Origin of the sequence: Rhodoluna sp. KAS3, from assembly GCF_026000575.1 — a bacterium.
In the GTDB taxonomy this organism is placed as follows: domain Bacteria; phylum Actinomycetota; class Actinomycetes; order Actinomycetales; family Microbacteriaceae; genus Rhodoluna.
In genome coordinates this window covers 1,294,637-1,313,352 of the sequence record NZ_AP026910.1, presented here as the reverse complement: position 1 = coordinate 1,313,352, position 18,716 = coordinate 1,294,637, and the positions used below count along the sequence as shown (strand labels likewise).

Here is an 18,716-nt window from a genome sequence, read left to right as displayed (position 1 = left end):
AGCCTGCTGGTATTGACAATCATTATCAATAAGCCTTAGCCTTGAGCAATGAAGAACTTGATTGTCAAGGCCGTGGCCGCATTGTCAGTGGTCGCGCTAATTGCCATTGCACTGGGTCTTAGCGGTTGCGCGCAGGCGCCAAAAGAGTGGTCGGCCGGCAATGGTGAGATCAGGATTGTGGCCAGCACCAACGTTTGGGCCAGCATTTCGGTCGAGGCCCTGGGCAAAGACGTGGCCACTGCCCACGCCCTGATTTACAACATCAACCGCGACCCACACTCGTTTGAGGCTTCGGCCCGCGATCAGCTGGTGATTAACCAGGCAGACATCGTGGTGATGAATGGCGGCGGGTACGACGACTTTATGACCACCCTGGTGGCTGCGGCCGATAACAAACCAACCCTGATCAACGCGGTTGATGTGGTTGGCACGCGCGAAGACGGCAATGAGCACGTTTGGCTTGATATTGACCGGGTGCGCGAATTTGGCGCAGCCCTGAGTGCCCAGGTGGCGGCCGACTACCCAGACCTGGCCGAAAAGCTGACCGCAAATCTTGAGATTTTTAATTCCAACATCGATGCCCTTGCGGCTGACCAAGCAGAGCTGAAGGCAAAGGCCAACGGTGCCCAGGTGATTCAAACTGAGGCCTTGGTCTCTTACCTGCTTGAAGACACCGGTTTTGTAGACGCCACCCCAACCGAGATGTCTGAGGCCGTAGAAGAAGAACGCGACATTCCACCGCTGGCAATGCAAGAAGTTCAACAGCTGATTGATGCCGGAAAGATCAGCGCGATTTTGTCACCGTTTGGCGGTCACACCGAGAACTACCCGGAATGGACCGGAAATGTGGTGACCCTAGGTTTCTACGAGATTTTGTCGATGGACCCAGACACCTACGAGCAGTATGACAAGACTTACTTTGAATATGTCACCAGCTGCCTTCGCACCCTTGAGGTGGGTCTCGAATAATGAGCGCCGTCCTAGAGATTCAGAACGCAACCTTTGAGGTTCCGGGTGAACAGGGGCAAACCCGCACGCTGTGGAGCAATCTTTCCCTCGAGGTAAAGCCGCAGGAGTTCATCGCGGTAATTGGTGCCAACGGATCGGGCAAAACCTCACTGCTCAAGGCCATCTTGGGCCAAGAGCCACTCGTGGCCGGCTCGATCAAAATCAATGGCAAGCCAATTCATCGTGGCAACCGTCAGGTCGGATACATTCCGCAGCACCGCGTTCTTGATGCTGGCACTCCCCTTCGCGCTCGAGATGTTTTGCGCTTGGGTCTAGACGGGCACCGCTTCGGCCTTCCACTGCCTAGTCGCAAGTCAAAGGCACGTGTCGAGCACATCCTGGGTTGCATCGATGGCTATGAATTGGCCAAGAAGCCAATCGGCGAGCTATCTGGCGGAGAATTGCAGCGCCTAAGAGTTGGCCAAGCCGTGATTGGCGAGCCAGACCTGATTTTGGCCGATGAGCCACTGAGCGCATTGGATTTGCATCAGCAAAAAACCATTGCCGAGCTGCTTGACCGCGAACGACGCGAGCATGATTCGGCAGTGCTATTTGTGACTCACGACGTGAACCCGATTTTGTCGATGGTTGATCGCGTGCTTTACCTGGCCAATGGCAAGTTCCGCATCGGTACCCCTGATGAGGTTTTGACCAGTGAGGTTTTGAGTGAGCTGTATGGCACTCCGGTTGATGTGTTGCGCAACCAGGGCCGCATTGTTGTGGTTGGCACTCAGGATCACGACCACCACCCAGATGAGGTGTGGAACTAATGGTGCTTTTTGATTTCTCTGATTACGGCCAGCTTCTGCCGCTGGTCACCAACTCACTAATTGCCGGTGCTCTGCTGGCTCTGGTTGGCGGGCTTATCGGAATCTTTGTGATGAACCGCGATATGTCTTTTGCCGTTCACGGCATTAGCGAACTCAGCTTTGCGGGTGCAGCTTTTGCCCTACTGGCTGGCGTAAATGTGGTTTTTGGCAGCGTGATTGGCTCGATAGCTGCGGCCCTAATCATCGGGGCACTCGGTGCCAAAGCCAAAGAGCGCAATTCAATCGTTGCGGTGCTAATGCCTGCCGGGCTTGGCCTGGGTATCTTGGCACTGGCACTTTATGAGGGCCGAGCCGCCAACAAATTTGGTCTACTCACCGGTCAGATCGTTGCGGTTGATGACCCACAGCTTGCTTGGCTGGCCGGCATCTGCCTAGTGGTTCTGATTACCCTCGCGCTGGTTTGGCGCCCGCTCAACTTTGCCAGCCTTGACCCAGATGTCGCTGCCGCTCGAGGCGTGCCAACCAGAACCCTATCGGTGGTCTTCATGCTTTTGCTTGGCCTGGCGGTCGCCGCCAGTGTTCAGGTGGTTGGTGCGCTGTTGGTGCTTAGCCTGCTGGTCACCCCAGCCGCCGCCGCACTTAGGCTCACGGCATCGCCGGTTTTGGCACCGATGCTCTCAGTGATTTTTGCTGTCACCAGCGTGATTGGCGGAATTCTGTTGGCGCTGGGCGCAGGTCTGCCCATCAGCCCGTATGTGACCACGATCTCATTCTTGATTTATGCGGTTGCTCGAGTAATTGAGCGGGTGAAAAAGTGAAAAAAATCGAAGCGGCTGACGCCGCTAACGCGCCGGGCAAGCCGGCCAAACGGAACACGCCCCAAAAAGATGCCGTTCGTCACGCACTGGGCGAGGCAATTGGTTTTGTAAGTGCTCAGCAGTTGCACCAGGTTTTAAAGAATCACGGATCGACTATTGGCCTGGCCACGGTTTACCGCGCGCTCGCAGACCTTGCCGCCAACGGAGACGCTGACTCTCTGCAGAGCAAAGAGGGAGAGGTGCTTTACCGCGCCTGCACGACCGAGCACCACCACCACCTGATTTGCCGCAAGTGCGGGCTGACCGTTGAGATTGAAGCGCACCGGGTTGAAGCCTGGGCAGATCAAGTAGCCACCGAACACGGATTCACAAATCCGAGCCACACAATCGACATTTTTGGTGTCTGCAAAGACTGCCAGGCCTAATTTTTTGCGGTTAACGGCGTGTCAATCCTAGAAATTAAGTCGTGGGACTTGCTTAAGGGGTTCAGGTTCGCCTAAACTTGAGCAGTTGCCTAGATAACTTCTAGTTGCAGCCACAATTTTTGTACACAAGCCTTTGCCTTTACCGGCCAGCCCAAATCGGTGCTGAAGGGCTTGCCCTTGAAGGAGAAGAAATGGCAGCTTATTGCCAGGTCACCGAGAAAGCGCCGCAGTTTGGCCACAACGTCTCGCACGCCCAGAACAAGACCAAGCGTCGCTTCAACCCAAACATCCAGAAGAAGACTTACTTCGTTCCTTCAATGAAGCGCAACGTAACTCTTCAGGTGAGCGCTCGCGGCATCAAGGTAATTGACGTTCGCGGTATCGAGGCTGTTGTAGCCGAGATTCTTGCTCGTGGCGAGAAGATCTAAGGAGTAAGCACATGGCTAAGAAGGACAAGGACATCCGTCCTATCATCAAGCTTCGTTCGACTGCAGGCACTGGTTACACCTACGTAACCAAGAAGAACCGTCGCAACGACCCAGACCGTATCGTTCTGAAGAAGTACGACCCAGTTGTACGTCAGCACGTTGAATTCCGCGAGGAGCGCTAAGAATGGCTAAGAAGAGCAAGATCGCTAAGAACGAGCAGCGCAAAGTAATCGTTGAGCGTTACGCAGAGAAGCGCCTAGCACTGAAGAAGGCTTTGGTTGACCCTAACTCAACCGACGCACAGCGCGAAGAGGCACGTCTAGGCCTACAGAAGCTTCCACGCAACGCTTCACCGGTTCGTCTACGTAACCGTGACGCGATCGATGGTCGCCCACGCGGTGTTCTAGCTAAGTTCGGTGTGTCACGTGTTCGCTTCCGCGACATGGCTCACAAGGGCGAGCTTCCAGGCATCACCAAGTCTTCTTGGTAAGCACTCGGTAGGCAAAGCCTCACCAAATTTGCTTCGGCAAATTACAAGTTTTAAACAGAAACCCACTGTTCTTAGTTGAACGGTGGGTTTCTTTTTATACGTGGATGTCCGTATATGCCAGTAAATACGCGGAAAACTCTCAAAAAATTCACAAGCAACACGCCGAGCCAGATGAATGACAAGTTTTTACAGGGCAGTAGCGTTATCCCTGACAGTACGTCAAACGTCTAAATGTCCAGGAGGACCAAATGTCTCTAAACAAGAGCGAACTAGTAGCAGCAGTTGCTGCAAGCACCGGCGAGTCACAGGCTGCTGTTAACCGTGTTGTTGACGCAGTATTCGAGACCATTGCAAAGACCGTTGCTGACGGCGGCAAGGTTACCATCCCAGGCTGGCTATCAGTAGAGAAGGGCCACCGTGCAGCTCGCACCGGTCGCAACCCTCAGACTGGTGCAACCATCCAGATCGCAGCTGCAAACACCGTTAAGGTTTCAGCTGGTTCAAAGCTAAAGGCTGCAGTTAAGTAAGTCTTAGAAACACTTCGAAGGGCGCTCACGAAAGTGGGCGCCCTTTGGTTTAACCGTTTGGGCGTAGCCTAGAACCATGAGTGATAAAGCCAAAGGCAACCTATTAGTTATTGCGCAGTTTGGTCTCCTCATCGGCATTGTCATGATGGGTATCGATGAACCCGTTGAGCTGTGGGCCTACATCGGTGGCGTTTTGTTCATTGCGCCGGGCATTTTGATTTTGTTCTTCGCGCTGCGCGACCTTGGTGCCTCGCTCACCGCCAACCCAGTGCCAAAAGCCAAGGCCAAGCTCGTTACCACTGGCCTGTACCAAACCATTAGGCACCCGATTTACACCGGCCTGCTGCTGGCCAGCTTTGGCTCGGTAGTTCAGTCGATGGCATTTGTAAAACTGATGTTCTGGCTATTTCTACTAGCTCTCCTGATCTACAAGGCCAGCTGGGAAGAATCGCTGCTCGAAAAGAAGTACCCGGGATATGCCGAGTACAAGAAGCAGACCGGTCGCTTTCTGCCCAAGCGCAAAAAGTAAGCCTGCCGTAGGCTTAAGCAGTGAGTTCTCCCACCAACACCCAATCCGTTCAGCGCGCCTCTCTGGCTAGCGCTGCGCTTATCGGTGCTGGTTTGATTGCAGTGGTTGCCGGCCTCTTAATAGGTGGCGGCGCTGCTGCGCAGGCATTGGCCGACCCGGGTGAAGTGGTTCGATGGGGCCTGCCGGTTGCCAAACTGGTTATGAACTTCTCGATGGCTATTGCCGTGGGCACACTGATTTTTGCCGCCTTCAGCCTGAGCCAAGAAAACCTACTACTGACTAGGGCCCAGATTATCTCGAGCATTGCGGCCGCAGTTTGGGCCGTGGCCGGTGCGGTCAACTTTCTATTCACCTATTTGTCGGTCGCCGGCGTGGGTGTCTCAACCAGTGAGAGCTTTAGTAACAGCCTTTGGCTATTTGCCACCGAAATTGAACTTGGGCAAATGCTCGCGCTCAACCTCGTGGCCGCAGTGATCCTGAACACCCTCACGATTTCGATTAGAAACCTAACTGCCACCGCGATGCTGGCCGCGCTTGGTCTGGCCTCACTGATTCCACTGGCGCTGATCGGGCACGCCGCCGGAAGTGAAAACCACGGAATGGCGGTCAACTCGATCGGCATCCACCTAGTTGCCGTCACCATCTGGGTTGGCGGGCTGTTTGCACTGTTTGTGGTTCGCGGGCGCGATGCAGCCGAGGCATCGGTGTTGACCAAGCGCTACTCAAGTTTGGCGCTGCTAGCTTTTGTGTTGGTGGCGGTTTCTGGCATGGGTTCTGCCTGGGTGCGCATTCCAGATCTGGCATCACTGAACTCCCCTTACGGCCACCTGCTGCTTTTGAAGGTCGTGACCCTGGCAATTCTTGGTGTGGTTGGTGCGCTTTACCGCCGCAACCTGATCGCCCGACTATCCGAGGGTGCAAATAAGGCCAAGGCGTTTTGGTCTTTGGTGGCGGTTGAGTTTGGCATTATGGGCACGGCAATTGGCCTGGCCACTGCCCTGGCCCGAACCGCATCGCCGAAAGATGGCGAACTAATCGGTGAAGTAACCCCAGCTCAGATTCTTACCGGCTCACCGTTGCCACCAGAACTCACCCCGATCAGACTGCTGACCGAGTGGAAACTGGACCTGGTCTGGTTGATTATCGGTGTGGGTGCAATTTGGATGTACCTTGCCGGTGTGCGCCGCTTGGCTAAGCGCGGCGATAAGTGGCCAATTGGCCGCACGGTGTCTTGGATTGCCGGAATGCTGGTGCTGATTTACACCACCAGCGGAGCCCTGAATGCCTACCAAGAGTATCTATTCAGCATGCACATGATTGGCCACATGATTTTGGCCATGGGTATTCCGGTGCTTTTGGTGCCCGGTGCTCCGGTAACCCTGTTGATGCGCGCAGCCGAAAAGCGCCAAGACGGTTCTCGAGGAATGCGCGAGTGGGTACTTTGGGCGGTTCACACCAAGTACGCGCAGTTTGTGGCGCACCCGATTGTCGCGGCCATTCTGTTTGCCAGCTCGCTGGTCACTTTTTACTACACACCGCTATTTGCTTGGGCAACCAACGAGCACCTGGGTCACGAGTGGATGGTGGTTCACTTCTTGATCACGGGTTACCTCTTCGCGCAGGCGCTCATCGGGGTTGACCCGGGGCCAGTGCGCCTGGCCTACCCGCTGCGATTGCTAATGCTGATTGGCACCATGGCTTTCCACGCATTCTTTGGTTTGTCGTTGATGGACGGCTCGGGGCTGCTACTTTCGGATTGGTACGGAGCCATGGGTAGAACCTGGGGTGAGACCCCGCTCGAGGATCAGCACACCGGTGGCGCGATTGCCTGGGGTATCGGTGAGCTACCGACTGCGGCTCTGACGATCATCGTCTCGGTGCAATGGTTCAAGGCCGATGGGCGCGAGGCTAAACGCCTTGACCGAGCCAGCGACCGAACCGGCAACCAGGATGTTGAGGCCTACAACGAGATGCTGGCCAAGCTAAACGCACGAAAGGAGGAGCGCTAATGGAGCAGGTAGTACTTTCAGCCGAACAGCGCCACCTCTTTGAGTACATCGAAGAGTCAGAAAACAACATCTTTGTGACCGGCCGAGCCGGAACCGGTAAGTCAACACTGCTCAGCTATCTGATTGAAAACACCAAAAAGAAGGTTGCCGTTTGCGCACCTACCGGTGTGGCCGCACTCAATGTTGGTGGCGTAACCATTCACTCACTGTTTGGTTTTCCGTTTGGAATTTTGGGCACCGAGGACATCGGTCGCCACCTCAGCCGCCGCACTCGCGAGGTTCTAGCGGCCATCGACATGCTGGTCATCGATGAGGTATCGATGGTCAATGCCGACCTGATGGACACCATGAGCCGGGCGATGGGTATTGCCCGCGGCCGCCGCAAACTACCGTTTGGTGGAGCCCAGGTTGTCATGTTTGGCGACCCGTACCAGCTGGCGCCCGTGCCACCGAGTGACCCTCAAGACCGGGCTTACATGGCCGAGAACTACCAGAGCGGATGGTTCTTTGACGCTCACGTTTGGCGCGAAGACAGCCTTGAGCGTTACGAGCTGAGTGAGATTTTCCGTCAGCACGACGAGCACTTCAAAGAGATCCTCAACGCTATTCGCGACGGCTCTTGCACTCAAGAGATGCTCGACTACATCAACCAGTGCGGTAACCGGTTCCCTCCGCACGATGACGTTATCCGCCTCGCAACAATCAATGCTTCGGTCAATGCGGTTAACAGCACCCGGATGGCCCGAATCGATTCGCCGGCCAAGCGGTTTGACGCGGTGTTCAGTGCCGCTGATGAAAAGGCCTTTGGTCGCACCCTGCCGGCCGACCCAGTGCTAGAACTCAAGGTCGGTGCCCAGGTCATGTTCATCAAGAACGACGACTCGAGCACCAAGAAGGGGCCGACCGGCCCGATTAAGCGTTGGGTAAACGGCACCATCGGTCACGTGCTTGAACTACCGAGCTCGGGTGGCGTGATTGTTGAGGCTGACGGTGAGCGCCTCGAGGTTGGTCGATCAACCTGGGAGAAGGTTCGCTACGAAATTGACGAGCAGTTCGACGAAGAGTCGGGCCGAGTCAAAGAGGTATTGATCGCTGTGCCTCTGGCCGAGTTTCAGCAGATTCCGCTGCGACTAGCCTGGGCGGTAACCGTTCATAAGTCTCAGGGGCAAACCTACGACGAGGTTGTTATCGACATGGGTCGAGGCGCCTTTAGCCCGGGCCAAACCTACGTTGCACTTAGCCGCGTGCGCTCGCTGGAGGGTCTATACCTGACCAGAGCGATTCGGATGAGTGACGTGATGGTTGATGAAGACGTACTGCGATTTATGCAGGGTGTGCGGCAGGCTCCGATTGAGAAGCTGTTTTAGCCAGCTTTAGCTCACGCATAGCCAAGAACAATGGCACCGTAAAGGCCGCCGCCGTGACAAACGCCAGCGCGATGTAAACCCACAGGTGCTTCATTTTTTGCCGACGGCCCTCGATGATGATGAAGCCCATCGAAGCAAAACCGACAATCAACAGATCTAGCGAAAGCACCCAGTCAACGTTGCTGGTAAAACCTTCGGCAAGGTAGTCCTCGCCGCCCATAACCGCCAGCGCGTTGAAGTACCAGGCCGTAATCAGGCCGATACCTGAAAGAATAAAGAAATAGATTGCTGCTGAACGACGTTTGGTTTCCATAGTGCAATCATCCTGCAGAAGTGAGATTTTATGAACCGTCTCGGTGGCTTTCTCGTGCGCCACAGCAAGCTTGCCCTGTTTGGGTTCATCTCGCTGATTCTGCTTTCTAGCGTTTGGGGCTTTCAGTCATTCGGCCAGCTAAAAGCCGGTGGCTACGAAAATCCATACAGTGACTCAACCAAGGTCATGGATATCCTCACCGAAACCTACGAGGAGTCCACTCCCGAGGTAGTCATCGTGGTGGATTTTGAAGACGGCGTTGATGCCGAATCGAGCGCAACCAGCACCAATAACCTGGTCGAAGAATTGCGCGATGTCTCTGGCGTAGACAGCGTTGACAGCTATTACTCACTGGGCCGCCCAGCCTCACTAATCAGCGATGACGGCAACGCCACCTACGTTTTTGTTGACGTTAAAGATGACGTAACCCAGGCAACAGTTGCCGCCGGAATTGCCGATAAGTTCTCGGGGCAGTACGAAACCGCTCAGGTTTATGTGGCCGGCTTTGCCACCGTTACGGCATCAATCAACTCGGTAATCGAGCACGACCTAGCCCGCACCGAGGCCATCGCCGTTCCGCTGACCATCGTGCTGTTGGTGTTTGTGTTTGGCTCACTAATGGCATCGGGCCTGCCGCTGCTGGTGGGTGGCTTGGCCATCATCGGTTCATTCTTCTTTGTTTGGGTCTCGACCCAGTTCACCGATACATCGGTGTTTGCACTGAACCTGATTACCGGTTTGGGCTTGGGTCTCGGCATCGATTACGCACTGCTCATGGTCAACCGGTTCCGTGAAGAGCGGGCCTCCGGAAAATCGGTTGCCGATGCAACCATCAGAACGGTTGAGTCAGCCGGTCGAACCGTGCTGTTTTCTGGTTTGACCGTAGCCATCGTTCTGGCCTCGCTGTTCTTCTTCCCGCAGTACTTCCTAAAGTCCTTTGCGCTCGGTGGAGTTGTTGTGGTGCTGCTCTCAGTTGCCGCAGCCCTGATTGCCCTGCCGGCCATGCTCAACCTCATGGGTGATCGAGTCAATAAGTGGCGCATCATCAAGCGCGACCTGACGCCAAAAGAATCAGGCGCTTGGGGCAACATTGCCCGATTTGTCATGAAGCGCCCGGTCTCGGTTCTTTTGGTTGCCACCCTGGCTTTGGGTGGCCTTGCCTCGCTCTCGGTCAATGCTCAATTTGGTCAGGTCGATGACCGAATTTTGCCGCAGTCTGAACCGGCTGCGATTGCTAGCAACGTAATCCGTGACCGCTTCACGGCCAAAGAGGGCTCGCCGATTGAGATCATTCTTGAGGGCGCGAGCGATCAGCAGGTTGAGCAGTACGTGCTTGATCTTTCAGCGCTCGACCACATCGTCTCGGTTAGGTCCTCGGTGGGCTTTGCTGCCGATGGTGCCATGCTGCCGCAGTTTGGACCGGGCATCGAGACCTATGCCAACGGTGACTATCAACGCGTGACGGCAATTCACGACATCGATTCGCGCTCTCCTGAAGGCGTGGCCATCACCGATGCGATTCGCGCCATCGACACATCAGATTTTGAGGTTCTAGTCGGAGGTTCGGCAGCGGTCTACACCGACTCGCAGCGCGGTATCGAAGAGCAACTGCCAAATGCCCTGATTTGGATTGTTGTTTCTACACTGGTCTTGCTGTTCCTATTCACCGGATCGGTGCTTCTGCCGATCAAGGCCGTGCTGCTGAATATTTTGTCGCTGGGCGCGACCATCGGTTTTATCACCTGGGGTTTCCTCGACGGCAGCATTCGCTGGCTGGTCGGTGACTTCTATGTCACCGGCAACATCGATACATCTTCAACCGTGCTGATTGCCGTGGTGGCCTTTGGTCTATCGATGGACTACGAACTGTTCTTGCTTAGCCGAATCAAAGAGCAGCACGATGCCGGAGCCAGCACCGAGGATTCGGTAGCCAACGGACTGCAGCGATCGGGGCGAATCATCACGGCTGCTGCCCTGGTGCTTGCCTTTAGCTTTGGTGCTTTTGCAACCAGCGGCGTAACCATCATGAAAGCGCTAGGCCTAGGCATTGCCTTTGCCATTTTGGTTGATGCCACAATTGTGCGCGCGCTTTTGGTGCCGGCGCTGATGAAGTTGTTCGGCAAGGCCAACTGGTGGGCCCCTAAGTGGATGAAGGCCATTTATAAGAAGGTTGGGCTCGACCACTAATCTAGAACCATGCTTATGTCAGACCGCGATATCCGCGCAGAAATTGAGGCCGGCCGAATTGGCCTTGAGCCACTGAACATGGATCTTCTTCAGCCATCGAGCATCGATGTTCGACTGGACCGATTCTTCAGACTTTTTGACAACCACAAGTACGCCTACATTGACCCTCGCGAGGATCAGGTAGACATGACCCGCTTGGTTGAGGTTGCTGCCGACGAAGCTTTCATTTTGCACCCGGGTGAGTTTGTGCTGGGTTCGACCTACGAATTTGTAACCTTGCCAGACAACATCGCAGCCCGCCTTGAAGGCAAGAGCTCACTTGGCCGCCTAGGGCTATTGACTCACTCAACCGCGGGTTTTGTTGACCCGGGTTTCAAGGGGCACGTGACCCTTGAGTTGGCAAACGTTTCAAACCTTCCGATTAAGCTATGGCCTGGCATGAAGGTTGGGCAGCTTTGCTTCTTCCAGCTCAGCTCGGCCAGCGAGACCCCTTACGGTTCAGAGAAGTACCTATCTCGCTACCAGGGTCAGCGCGGCCCAACCGCTTCACGCAGCCACCTGAATTTTCACATCACAGATGTTGGCAACGAACCTCTGTAACTAGGGGCCTTGGCCTAGAAAGCCGAATCTTTAAAGATTGCCCTTGCGCTTTCGAGTGCGGGGGCTTTCTTATTGCCCAAATTCCGCACGGCATAGTCGTCGGCGACCACCTCGCACAACCGCTCAACCTCAAGCACCAGGGCTTTGGATGCGGCCATTTTTGGCGAGAGCACGCGAACCAATCGGGCCAGTTTTTTGAGCCCAAAGTGCCTGCCGCGAACATGCCCCAATTCGTGCCAAAGGACGGCCGCGAAGGCATCGGTGTTTAACAGGTTTTGCAGGGCCGAGGACACAATGATTTCGCGACGGCCGGCCACCGCGTAGGCAAACGGTAGGTCGATGGCAAAGACCGGGGTGCCCATAAAATTCAGCAGCGGCTGCTTGGCTTGATCTACCGCGGGTTTGATTTGACGGGCAGTTTGAACCAGCGGCTCCAGGCGCTGCTGAACCAGCACCAGCGAGACACCGCCCAGCAGCAAGGCCAGCCACGGACCAAAACTCACGGCCAAGGCCATGAACCACTCAGAGTCGCCAAACAGGCTGGCTTCAAGCGCGGCAAAGGTATCGAAGTAAGACCAGATGGCCACAACCAGCGCCAGGCAGGTAGCTAGGCCGGCTGAGAGCAGCGAGCCAAACCAGATTGCCAGGCCCAAACGCGGGCGGGTGTTGAACCTACCAACCAGCGCGACCGGAGCCAGGGTTGTGATTAGTAACACCCACTCCAGGGCAATGGGAATCAAAAGGATTGGAGCGGACACCGGTTGAGACTAAATGAGTGAGTTTCGCAGAGCTTGAAGCTGCGATGGGCTGAGGCCCTCGGCAAAGTGAGAAAACGCCAGAGCCGGGTTCTCGGCATCGGCAACCAACTTGAGCATGAGCTCGGCGGTGTGCTGCTCGCGCGACTGGGCCGCGGTGAACAGCAGTGATCGGCCGGTTCCGGTGGCGCGCAAAACCAGCTCTTTGTCGGATAGGCGTGAAAGCACCGTGAGAATTGTGGTCAATGCCAGCGAGCCATCAGGGCTCACGCACTCAAGAATCTCGGCCGAGGTCATTGGGCCTTCGGCGTTCCAAAGGCAGTTGAGAATCAGGGACTCTAACTCACCTTGTTGGCGCTGAGATTTGGGCATGTGGCAATTCTACACAGTGTCGAATTGGGGCCCAGTTTGCAACCGATGCCCGGTGTCGAATTGGGGCCCAGTTTGCAACTGATGCCCAGTGTCGAATCAAGGCTGCTTGGAGTAGGTGACCTTTGGGTTTGGGTCGACTCGAAGCAACAGCAATAGTCCAACGCCAAGAATCAATAGCAATCCGATGATTCCAAAGATGGTTGCGTTCTCGAGGCCAAGCAGCAGGCTGGCTACGGTGATTGAACCGGCCCACATAAAGCCCGATAGGAACGAGGCAGCGCGCCCGGTGGTTTGGTACAAACCAAACACCTCACCCTCGCGACCAGCTGGAGTGAATCGAGAAACAAAGGTACGGCTAGCTGCCTGAGCTGGCCCAACGAATAGGCAGAGGAACAATCCGCCAATCCAGTAGGTAATCACTCCGGCGCCGGCGAACGCAAAGACCGCGGTTCCCGAGACGATCAAACCAACCAAAGACAAGATGATTACGGCACGGCTGCCCAGGATGTCGTCAAGGCGGCCACCGATTGCGGCACCGATACCGGCGACTAGGTTTGCGGCAATTCCGAAAAGGATTATTTCGGTCTGGCTAAAGCCGAAAGCCAATGAACCAAGCACTGCGCCAAAGGTAAAGACACCCGCCAGGCCATCGCGGTAAATAGCCGAAGAGATCAAGAACTTGAAGGTCTCTGGAGCCTGCTTGCGAAGCGACTTTAGCTGAGACCAAAGCTTGATGTATGACTCAATTACGCTCTGCTTTTTGGCCCCCGGCGCAGCCGCGATTTCAGGAACACGGCGGAACAGCGGGATTGAGAACAGGGCAAACCAGACGGCTGAGAACAAGAACACAATGCGAACGTTCATTGAGTCGGCAAGCACAATGCCAAAAACTGTCTCAGGCAAGATAAAGCCGAACAGTGAGATGCATAGAAGCAGGATGCCGCCGGCGTAGCCAAAGCCCCAGGCGTAACCAGAGATGCGGCCGATGGTTGACGGGGTTGAGACCTGGCGAAGCATGGCGTAGTAGTTGATGAACGCTGACTCTTGAACCACCGAACCGAGGCCGTAGAGGATCAGGCCAAACAACAGGTACTCGGGGCTGGGTGCCACAAAGAACGCAGCAACCATGATGGCCACCAAAAGATAGGTGTTGATCATGAGCCAAAACTTGCGCTTACCGGTCTCATCAGAGCGGCGGCCAAAAACCGGCGCCATGATTGCCACGATTAGACCCGCGATACCGGTGGCAACGCCCAGCAGGGCATCGGTGTCGGTGCCTTTGGCGGCCACTGCCCCGGCAAGATACAGCGGAAACACGAAGGTTTGCATCAGGGTTGGAAAAGGCTGTTCAGCCCAGTCCCAAAGGGCCCAAGCTAAGGTTGCGCGTTTTTCTGATCTTGCAGCATTGGAAGTCATAATCAGCAACGCTAGCCGATATTTGGCTACTTAACCGTCACTGTTTTAAAGCTGCTATCGGCAGTTAGGTAATAGTTTCCCCAAAAGTAAACTCCGGCCTTAAATTTGCCGGCATAACTAGGTGCCTTGACCCGCACCGAAACGTATCCGCTCTGGCTGGTGGTGGCTTTATATGTCTTGCCAGCAAATTTAAAAGTCACCGATCGGTTGGCCATCGTGGCACCAAAAGCGGTCTTTAGAGTGCCCTTGAGGTAGAAGTATCCAGAGCGCTTGACCGAGGTGGTGCTGGTGTTGGTCAGGCTGGTGATTACCTTTACCTTTGCCGAGCAGGTCACGTTTACATCGAGGTTGATAGAGGTATCGATGTATTGGGTCATCACAATCGGGGCGCCGGTAAAACCGCTGGCGCCGGTGCAGGCATCGGTGGCGGCCTGGTGGGTAGATTCACCCAGGGCATGCCAACTAACTAGGTCAGAGAAAAGCTTTGATCCGCCGGTGATTACCGACCACTGATACGGGGTTGAGTAAACACCGAGTTTGCTGATTTTGGCGACCGACTGCAGGTAGTGAGTGGCGCCGGCTATAGATGCAACATTTCGGCTGGTGGCCTCGGTGCCGGTGAGTACAGGTGTGCTCTCGGTCCAGTCGGCTCCGCGCCAACTGTTTGAAGTTTCAACGTCAAGCCACCAGGTGGTTAGCGCCGGAGAAGCGGTGATGCCCAGTCGAGCGTAGGCGTCAACCGCCCGCTGGTAAGAATCCTTAGCCGCGTTATAGCCGTAGTTAAAGGCGCAGCCGGTGCTGTCAGCATCAGCTGAGTCGCAGAGCATCGGGGTGGTTTGATCAAGCGGCCAATAACTTGAGCTTGGCCCGAGGTTGCCGGTATTGATGTAGAACTGCGCGGCAGTGCCGCCAGCCCAGGTGATTTGCTCGTCGAGGCAAGGGTTGCCCGAGTAAACCAGGCCACCGTTGATGCCCACAATCTTGAAAGCGCCGTCGGTAGGCAGTACGGAGTTGCACTGAGGGTAAGAGATGTCGTAACCCGAGGTTGGCTCAATTGCGCTGGCCGGAGAGGCTGCGGTGAGCAACCCCGCCGCCAAAATGGCCGCGAGCACCTTCAGAAACCTGCGCTTCATGCTTTAAGGATGCCACTTTTTGCTGTTAAAAGGCTCCGAAATCCATCCTGGTTGCCAAACTTGAGTCCAGAAGACTTAGATTTTGCTGAGAGTGCTTGACAACCAAAAATCTGCGTGTGAAACTTGAGTCAAATCGGCTCAGGTTTGAGCCGCAGCAAGTAAACAACCGGGCCACAAGCCCAAAAAACGAGGAGAAAAAAATAATGGCACGTGCAGTAGGTATTGACCTAGGTACCACCAATAGCGCAGTTTCTGTGCTTGAGGGTGGAGAACCAACCGTTATCGCTAACGCAGAGGGCTTCCGCACCACTCCATCAATCGTTGCCTTTACCAAAGACGGCGAAGTTCTTGTTGGTGAAACCGCAAAGCGTCAGGCAGTAACCAACGTTGACCGCACCATCGCATCAGTCAAGCGCCACATGGGCACCGACTGGACCTTTGATGTTGACGGCAAGAAGTACACCCCACAAGAGATTTCAGCGCGAACCCTAGCCAAGCTAAAGCGCGACGCTGAGACCTACCTTGGTGAGGCCGTAACCGACGCAGTTATTACCGTTCCTGCTTACTTCAACGACGCAGAGCGTCAGGCAACCAAAGATGCCGGCGAGATCGCAGGCCTAAACGTTCTACGTATCATCAACGAGCCAACCGCAGCTGCCCTGGCCTACGGCCTAGACAAGGGTAAAGAAGACGAGCTAATTCTGGTCTTTGACCTTGGTGGCGGTACCTTCGACGTCAGCTTGCTAGAAGTTGGCAAGGATGAGGGCTTCTCAACCATTCAGGTTCGCGCAACCTCAGGTGACAACCGCCTTGGTGGAGATGACTGGGACCAGCGCATCGTTGACCACCTAGTCAAGAAGTTCAAGGAGACCACAGGTGTTGACGTATCGAAGGACAAGATTGCCCTTCAGCGCCTAAAGGAAGCAGCGGAGCAGGCTAAGAAGGAACTTTCTCAGTCAATGAGCGCCAACATCCAGTTGCCTTACCTATCTCTAACCGAGAACGGCCCAGCGAACCTGGACGAAACCCTAACCCGCGCTCAGTTCGAGCAGATGACCGAAGACCTATTGCTTCGCACCAAGAAGCCATTCGAAGACGTCATCAAGGAAGCCGGAGTAAAGGTCTCTGACATTGCCCACGTGGTACTTGTTGGTGGTTCAACCCGTATGCCTGCAGTATCTGAGCTAGTCAAGAGCCTGACCGGCGGCAAAGAGCCTAACAAGGGTGTAAACCCAGATGAGGTCGTTGCAGTTGGTGCATCGCTACAGGCTGGTGTTCTAAAGGGTGAGCGCAAGGACGTTCTACTAATCGACGTGACTCCGCTATCTCTTGGTATCGAAACCAAGGGTGGAATCATGACCAAGCTGATCGAGCGCAACACTGCGATTCCGACCAAGCGTTCAGAGACCTTCACCACCGCAGATGACAACCAGCCATCAGTGAGCATCCAGGTTTACCAGGGTGAGCGTGAATTTGTTCGCGACAACAAGTCACTCGGCAACTTTGACCTAGCCGGCATTGCGCCAGCACCACGCGGTGTGCCGCAGATTGAAGTTACCTTCGACATCGATGCCAACGGTATCGTGCACGTGTCTGCAAAGGACAAGGGCACCGGCAAGGAAGCATCTGTGACCATCACCGGTGGTTCATCGTTGTCAAAGGAAGACATCGAGCGCATGGTTCGCGAAGGTGAAGAGCACGCCGCTGAAGACAAGAAGCGTCGTGAAGAAGCCGACACTCGCAACCAGGCTGAAGGTTTGGTCTACCAGATCGAGAAGCTGATCAAGGAGAACGACGAGAAGCTACCTGAGGACGTAAAGACCACAGTTCAGGCTGACGTTGATGCTCTAAAGACTGCGCTCGCCGGAGAAGATATTGAGGCGGTTAAGTCTGCACTCGACAAGCTAAATGAATCACAGCAGAAGCTGGGCGAGGCAATCTACGCTGCTCAGCCTGCCGAGGGTGAAGAAGCTGCGGCTGATGCATCTGGTGAAGATGTGGTTGACGCTGAGGTTGTCGACGAGGATGAGGAAAAGAAATAATGTCTGATCAAAATCCAGCTGGCACTAGCCCAGAGGAATCCTCTGAAATTCACGATGCTTCGCAATCTCTTTCAGAGGACTCCTCGAGCGCCGAGGCAGTTGATCCGATCGACGCAGAGCTAGCAGATTTGGTCGACGACCTAGGACCGCAGAGCAAGGAGGCCGAACTTCTGGCCGATCTGCAGCGACTGCAGGCTGAGTTTGTGAACTACAAAGCGCGCGTTGAACGCGACCGCGATGTTGCCCGCAACGCAGCGATTGCCGAGGTTTTGCGAGCCATGCTGCCAGCCCTTGACGACCTAACCAGAGCTGAGGCTCACGGTGACCTAGAGGGTTCACCGTTTGCCGCAGTGGTCACCAAGTTGCGCAATGCCGGTGACAAGTTTGGTCTCAAGTCATTTGCCGCCAAGGGTGACAAGTTTGACCCAGAGCTACACAACGCTTTGGTTCAGACTCCAAACCCAGAGGTAACTGAAAACGTAATTGCAGACGTGGTCGAACCAGGCTTCATGCTTGGCGACCGCCTGCTACGACCAGCAATGGTTGCCGTTTTCATCCCAGCTGAATAAGAAATTACAAAAGAGGTTCAATACACATGGCAAGTCAAGATTGGTTCGACAAGGACTTTTATAAGGTCCTTGGCGTAGCTAAAGACGTGTCTGAAGCAGAACTGAAAAAGGTCTACCGCAAGTTGTCGCGGCAGTTCCACCCAGATACCAATCCAGGTGATGCCAAGGCAGAAGCACGCTTCAAAGAAATCAGCGAGGCCTACTCGGTTCTTTCTGACAAAGAGCAGCGCGCTGAGTACGACCAGATGCGAGCAATGGGATCCGGCGCTCGTTTCACCGGCGGTCAGGGTGGCGGTTTTCCAGGAGGTTTTCCTGGTGGCGCCAACTTTGGCGGTGGCGGTTTTGAAGACGTATTTGCCAACCTTTTCGGTGGCGGAGGTCGGGGAGGTTTTGGTCCGCAGCGCGGAGCAGACCTCACCACCTCAACCACGCTGGACTTCATCGATGGTGTTAAGGGCACCACGATCAAGCTGCAGCTCAAGAGCAACGGTGAGCCAACCAGCATCAAGATTCCAGCCGGCGTTCAAGACGGTCAGAAGATTAAGATCGCTGGCAAAGGTCAAGCCTCACCAAACGGCGGCCCAGCCGGTGACCTAATCATCACAGTGACGGTAAAGCCCCACCCAGTCTTTACCCGCGATGGCCAGAACATCCGGGTAACAGTGCCGGTGACCTTTGCCGAGGCAGTCTTAGGTGCAACCATCCAGGTGCCAACCCTGGGCGGCGACCCGGTGAAACTAAAGGTTGCGCCGGGCACACCAAACGGACGCGTGCTAAGAGTCAAAGGCCGCGGAGTTGTGACGGCCAAGGGCGAGGGCGACCTGCTTGCAACCGTGGACATTGCGGTGCCGAGCCACATCAACGACAAGGCACGCAAGGCCCTCGAAGAATTCGAGAGCCACCTTCCGGACGAGGACCCTCGCGAGGACCTACTGAATAAGGCCGGCCTTCTCTAGGA

21 protein-coding genes are annotated in these 18,716 nt (G+C 55.2%); 16 read left to right on the top strand and 5 right to left on the bottom strand.

Going from position 1 to position 18,716, the window contains the following annotated elements; genetic code table 11:
• Window positions 1-48 precede the first annotated feature (48 nt).
• The 11 genes from OO731_RS06640 (at window position 49) to OO731_RS06590 (ending at window position 8,371) form a co-directional block, all read left to right on the top strand.
• Window positions 49-969, top strand: coding sequence for a zinc ABC transporter substrate-binding protein (locus OO731_RS06640; RefSeq protein WP_264890145.1), 921 nt, complete (start codon window positions 49-51; stop codon window positions 967-969).
• The gene (locus OO731_RS06635) at window positions 969-1,778 is read left to right on the top strand and encodes a metal ABC transporter ATP-binding protein (protein WP_264890144.1); all 810 of its coding nucleotides are present in this window, start codon (window positions 969-971) and stop codon (window positions 1,776-1,778) included. Before OO731_RS06640 ends, OO731_RS06635 begins: the two co-directional genes overlap by 1 nt.
• Window positions 1,778-2,596: a metal ABC transporter permease gene (locus tag OO731_RS06630; protein WP_264890143.1), complete on the top strand. Its 819-nt coding sequence runs from the start codon at window positions 1,778-1,780 to the stop codon at window positions 2,594-2,596. The genes OO731_RS06635 and OO731_RS06630 overlap by 1 nt, the downstream gene beginning before the upstream one ends.
• Window positions 2,593-3,021: a transcriptional repressor gene (locus OO731_RS06625; RefSeq protein WP_264890142.1), complete on the top strand. Its 429-nt coding sequence runs from the start codon at window positions 2,593-2,595 to the stop codon at window positions 3,019-3,021. Before OO731_RS06630 ends, OO731_RS06625 begins: the two co-directional genes overlap by 4 nt.
• A gap of 191 nt (window positions 3,022-3,212) precedes the next feature.
• Complete coding sequence (gene rpmB, locus OO731_RS06620) at window positions 3,213-3,449, top strand: 50S ribosomal protein L28 (RefSeq protein ID WP_264890141.1); 237 nt, start codon at window positions 3,213-3,215, stop codon at window positions 3,447-3,449.
• Between the two features lie 11 nt (window positions 3,450-3,460).
• A complete protein-coding gene (gene rpmG, locus OO731_RS06615) occupies window positions 3,461-3,631 on the top strand; it encodes a 50S ribosomal protein L33 (protein ID WP_038503403.1) in 171 nt (56 codons plus the stop codon).
• A 2-nt stretch (window positions 3,632-3,633) separates the two neighbouring features.
• A complete protein-coding gene (gene rpsN / locus OO731_RS06610; protein WP_138275973.1) occupies window positions 3,634-3,939 on the top strand; it encodes a 30S ribosomal protein S14 in 306 nt (101 codons plus the stop codon).
• 248 nt (window positions 3,940-4,187) lie between these two features.
• A complete protein-coding gene (locus OO731_RS06605; RefSeq protein WP_138275972.1) occupies window positions 4,188-4,466 on the top strand; it encodes an HU family DNA-binding protein in 279 nt (92 codons plus the stop codon).
• A gap of 76 nt (window positions 4,467-4,542) precedes the next feature.
• Complete coding sequence (locus OO731_RS06600) at window positions 4,543-4,995, top strand: isoprenylcysteine carboxylmethyltransferase family protein (protein ID WP_264890140.1); 453 nt, start codon at window positions 4,543-4,545, stop codon at window positions 4,993-4,995.
• A 20-nt stretch (window positions 4,996-5,015) separates the two neighbouring features.
• Window positions 5,016-7,004, top strand: coding sequence for a bifunctional copper resistance protein CopD/cytochrome c oxidase assembly protein (locus OO731_RS06595; protein ID WP_264890139.1), 1,989 nt, complete (start codon window positions 5,016-5,018; stop codon window positions 7,002-7,004).
• Window positions 7,004-8,371 carry an AAA family ATPase gene (locus tag OO731_RS06590; RefSeq protein WP_264890138.1) on the top strand — a complete coding sequence of 456 codons (1,368 nt, stop codon included), beginning with the start codon at window positions 7,004-7,006 and terminating at the stop codon, window positions 8,369-8,371. The genes OO731_RS06595 and OO731_RS06590 overlap by 1 nt, the downstream gene beginning before the upstream one ends.
• Here OO731_RS06590 and OO731_RS06585 read toward each other — a convergent pair.
• Window positions 8,328-8,684 (bottom strand): DUF2834 domain-containing protein, encoded by a 357-nt coding sequence (locus OO731_RS06585; RefSeq protein WP_264890137.1) that lies wholly within the window; start codon window positions 8,682-8,684, stop codon window positions 8,328-8,330. The genes OO731_RS06590 and OO731_RS06585 overlap by 44 nt on opposite strands.
• A 30-nt stretch (window positions 8,685-8,714) precedes the next feature.
• Between OO731_RS06585 and OO731_RS06580 the strand changes: the two genes are divergently transcribed.
• Window positions 8,715-10,871, top strand: coding sequence for an MMPL family transporter (locus OO731_RS06580; RefSeq protein ID WP_264890136.1), 2,157 nt, complete (start codon window positions 8,715-8,717; stop codon window positions 10,869-10,871).
• Window positions 10,872-10,880: 9 nt separating this feature from the next.
• Window positions 10,881-11,471 (top strand): dCTP deaminase, encoded by a 591-nt coding sequence (gene dcd / locus OO731_RS06575; RefSeq protein WP_264890135.1) that lies wholly within the window; start codon window positions 10,881-10,883, stop codon window positions 11,469-11,471.
• 14 nt (window positions 11,472-11,485) lie between these two features.
• Here dcd and OO731_RS06570 read toward each other — a convergent pair whose 3' ends face one another.
• From OO731_RS06570 to OO731_RS06555, 4 genes are all read right to left on the bottom strand, one after another.
• A complete protein-coding gene (locus tag OO731_RS06570; protein WP_264890134.1) occupies window positions 11,486-12,229 on the bottom strand; it encodes a M48 family metalloprotease in 744 nt (247 codons plus the stop codon).
• A 9-nt stretch (window positions 12,230-12,238) separates the two neighbouring features.
• Window positions 12,239-12,598, bottom strand: coding sequence for a BlaI/MecI/CopY family transcriptional regulator (locus OO731_RS06565; protein ID WP_264890133.1), 360 nt, complete (start codon window positions 12,596-12,598; stop codon window positions 12,239-12,241).
• A 96-nt stretch (window positions 12,599-12,694) separates the two neighbouring features.
• Complete coding sequence (locus OO731_RS06560) at window positions 12,695-14,014, bottom strand: MFS transporter (protein ID WP_264890132.1); 1,320 nt, start codon at window positions 14,012-14,014, stop codon at window positions 12,695-12,697.
• Window positions 14,015-14,040: 26 nt separating this feature from the next.
• A complete protein-coding gene (locus tag OO731_RS06555) occupies window positions 14,041-15,147 on the bottom strand; it encodes a hypothetical protein (RefSeq protein WP_264890131.1) in 1,107 nt (368 codons plus the stop codon).
• A gap of 203 nt (window positions 15,148-15,350) precedes the next feature.
• On the opposite strand from OO731_RS06555, the gene dnaK reads away from it, so the two are divergent.
• From dnaK to OO731_RS06540, 3 genes are read left to right on the top strand one after another with little or no spacing between them, the layout of a single operon-like run.
• A complete protein-coding gene (gene dnaK, locus OO731_RS06550; RefSeq protein WP_264890130.1) occupies window positions 15,351-17,189 on the top strand; it encodes a molecular chaperone DnaK in 1,839 nt (612 codons plus the stop codon).
• Window positions 17,189-17,758, top strand: coding sequence for a nucleotide exchange factor GrpE (locus OO731_RS06545; RefSeq protein WP_264890129.1), 570 nt, complete (start codon window positions 17,189-17,191; stop codon window positions 17,756-17,758). The genes dnaK and OO731_RS06545 overlap by 1 nt, the downstream gene beginning before the upstream one ends.
• A gap of 26 nt (window positions 17,759-17,784) precedes the next feature.
• A complete protein-coding gene (locus tag OO731_RS06540) occupies window positions 17,785-18,714 on the top strand; it encodes a DnaJ C-terminal domain-containing protein (protein ID WP_138316673.1) in 930 nt (309 codons plus the stop codon).
• Window positions 18,715-18,716: the final 2 nt, after the last annotated feature.

Coding starts and splice junctions, on each gene's coding strand:
- OO731_RS06640 (WP_264890145.1), top strand. CDS start 49: ATGAAGAACTTGATTGTCAAGGCCGTGGCCGCATTGTCAGTGGTCGCG.
- OO731_RS06635 (WP_264890144.1), top strand. CDS start 969: ATGAGCGCCGTCCTAGAGATTCAGAACGCAACCTTTGAGGTTCCGGGT.
- OO731_RS06630 (WP_264890143.1), top strand. CDS start 1,778: ATGGTGCTTTTTGATTTCTCTGATTACGGCCAGCTTCTGCCGCTGGTC.
- rpmB (WP_264890141.1), top strand. CDS start 3,213: ATGGCAGCTTATTGCCAGGTCACCGAGAAAGCGCCGCAGTTTGGCCAC.
- rpmG (WP_038503403.1), top strand. CDS start 3,461: ATGGCTAAGAAGGACAAGGACATCCGTCCTATCATCAAGCTTCGTTCG.
- rpsN (WP_138275973.1), top strand. CDS start 3,634: ATGGCTAAGAAGAGCAAGATCGCTAAGAACGAGCAGCGCAAAGTAATC.
- OO731_RS06605 (WP_138275972.1), top strand. CDS start 4,188: ATGTCTCTAAACAAGAGCGAACTAGTAGCAGCAGTTGCTGCAAGCACC.
- OO731_RS06600 (WP_264890140.1), top strand. CDS start 4,543: ATGAGTGATAAAGCCAAAGGCAACCTATTAGTTATTGCGCAGTTTGGT.
- OO731_RS06590 (WP_264890138.1), top strand. CDS start 7,004: ATGGAGCAGGTAGTACTTTCAGCCGAACAGCGCCACCTCTTTGAGTAC.
- OO731_RS06585 (WP_264890137.1), bottom strand. CDS start 8,684: ATGGAAACCAAACGTCGTTCAGCAGCAATCTATTTCTTTATTCTTTCA.
- OO731_RS06580 (WP_264890136.1), top strand. CDS start 8,715: ATGAACCGTCTCGGTGGCTTTCTCGTGCGCCACAGCAAGCTTGCCCTG.
- dcd (WP_264890135.1), top strand. CDS start 10,881: ATGCTTATGTCAGACCGCGATATCCGCGCAGAAATTGAGGCCGGCCGA.
- OO731_RS06565 (WP_264890133.1), bottom strand. CDS start 12,598: ATGCCCAAATCTCAGCGCCAACAAGGTGAGTTAGAGTCCCTGATTCTC.
- OO731_RS06560 (WP_264890132.1), bottom strand. CDS start 14,014: ATGACTTCCAATGCTGCAAGATCAGAAAAACGCGCAACCTTAGCTTGG.
- OO731_RS06555 (WP_264890131.1), bottom strand. CDS start 15,147: ATGAAGCGCAGGTTTCTGAAGGTGCTCGCGGCCATTTTGGCGGCGGGG.
- dnaK (WP_264890130.1), top strand. CDS start 15,351: ATGGCACGTGCAGTAGGTATTGACCTAGGTACCACCAATAGCGCAGTT.
- OO731_RS06545 (WP_264890129.1), top strand. CDS start 17,189: ATGTCTGATCAAAATCCAGCTGGCACTAGCCCAGAGGAATCCTCTGAA.
- OO731_RS06540 (WP_138316673.1), top strand. CDS start 17,785: ATGGCAAGTCAAGATTGGTTCGACAAGGACTTTTATAAGGTCCTTGGC.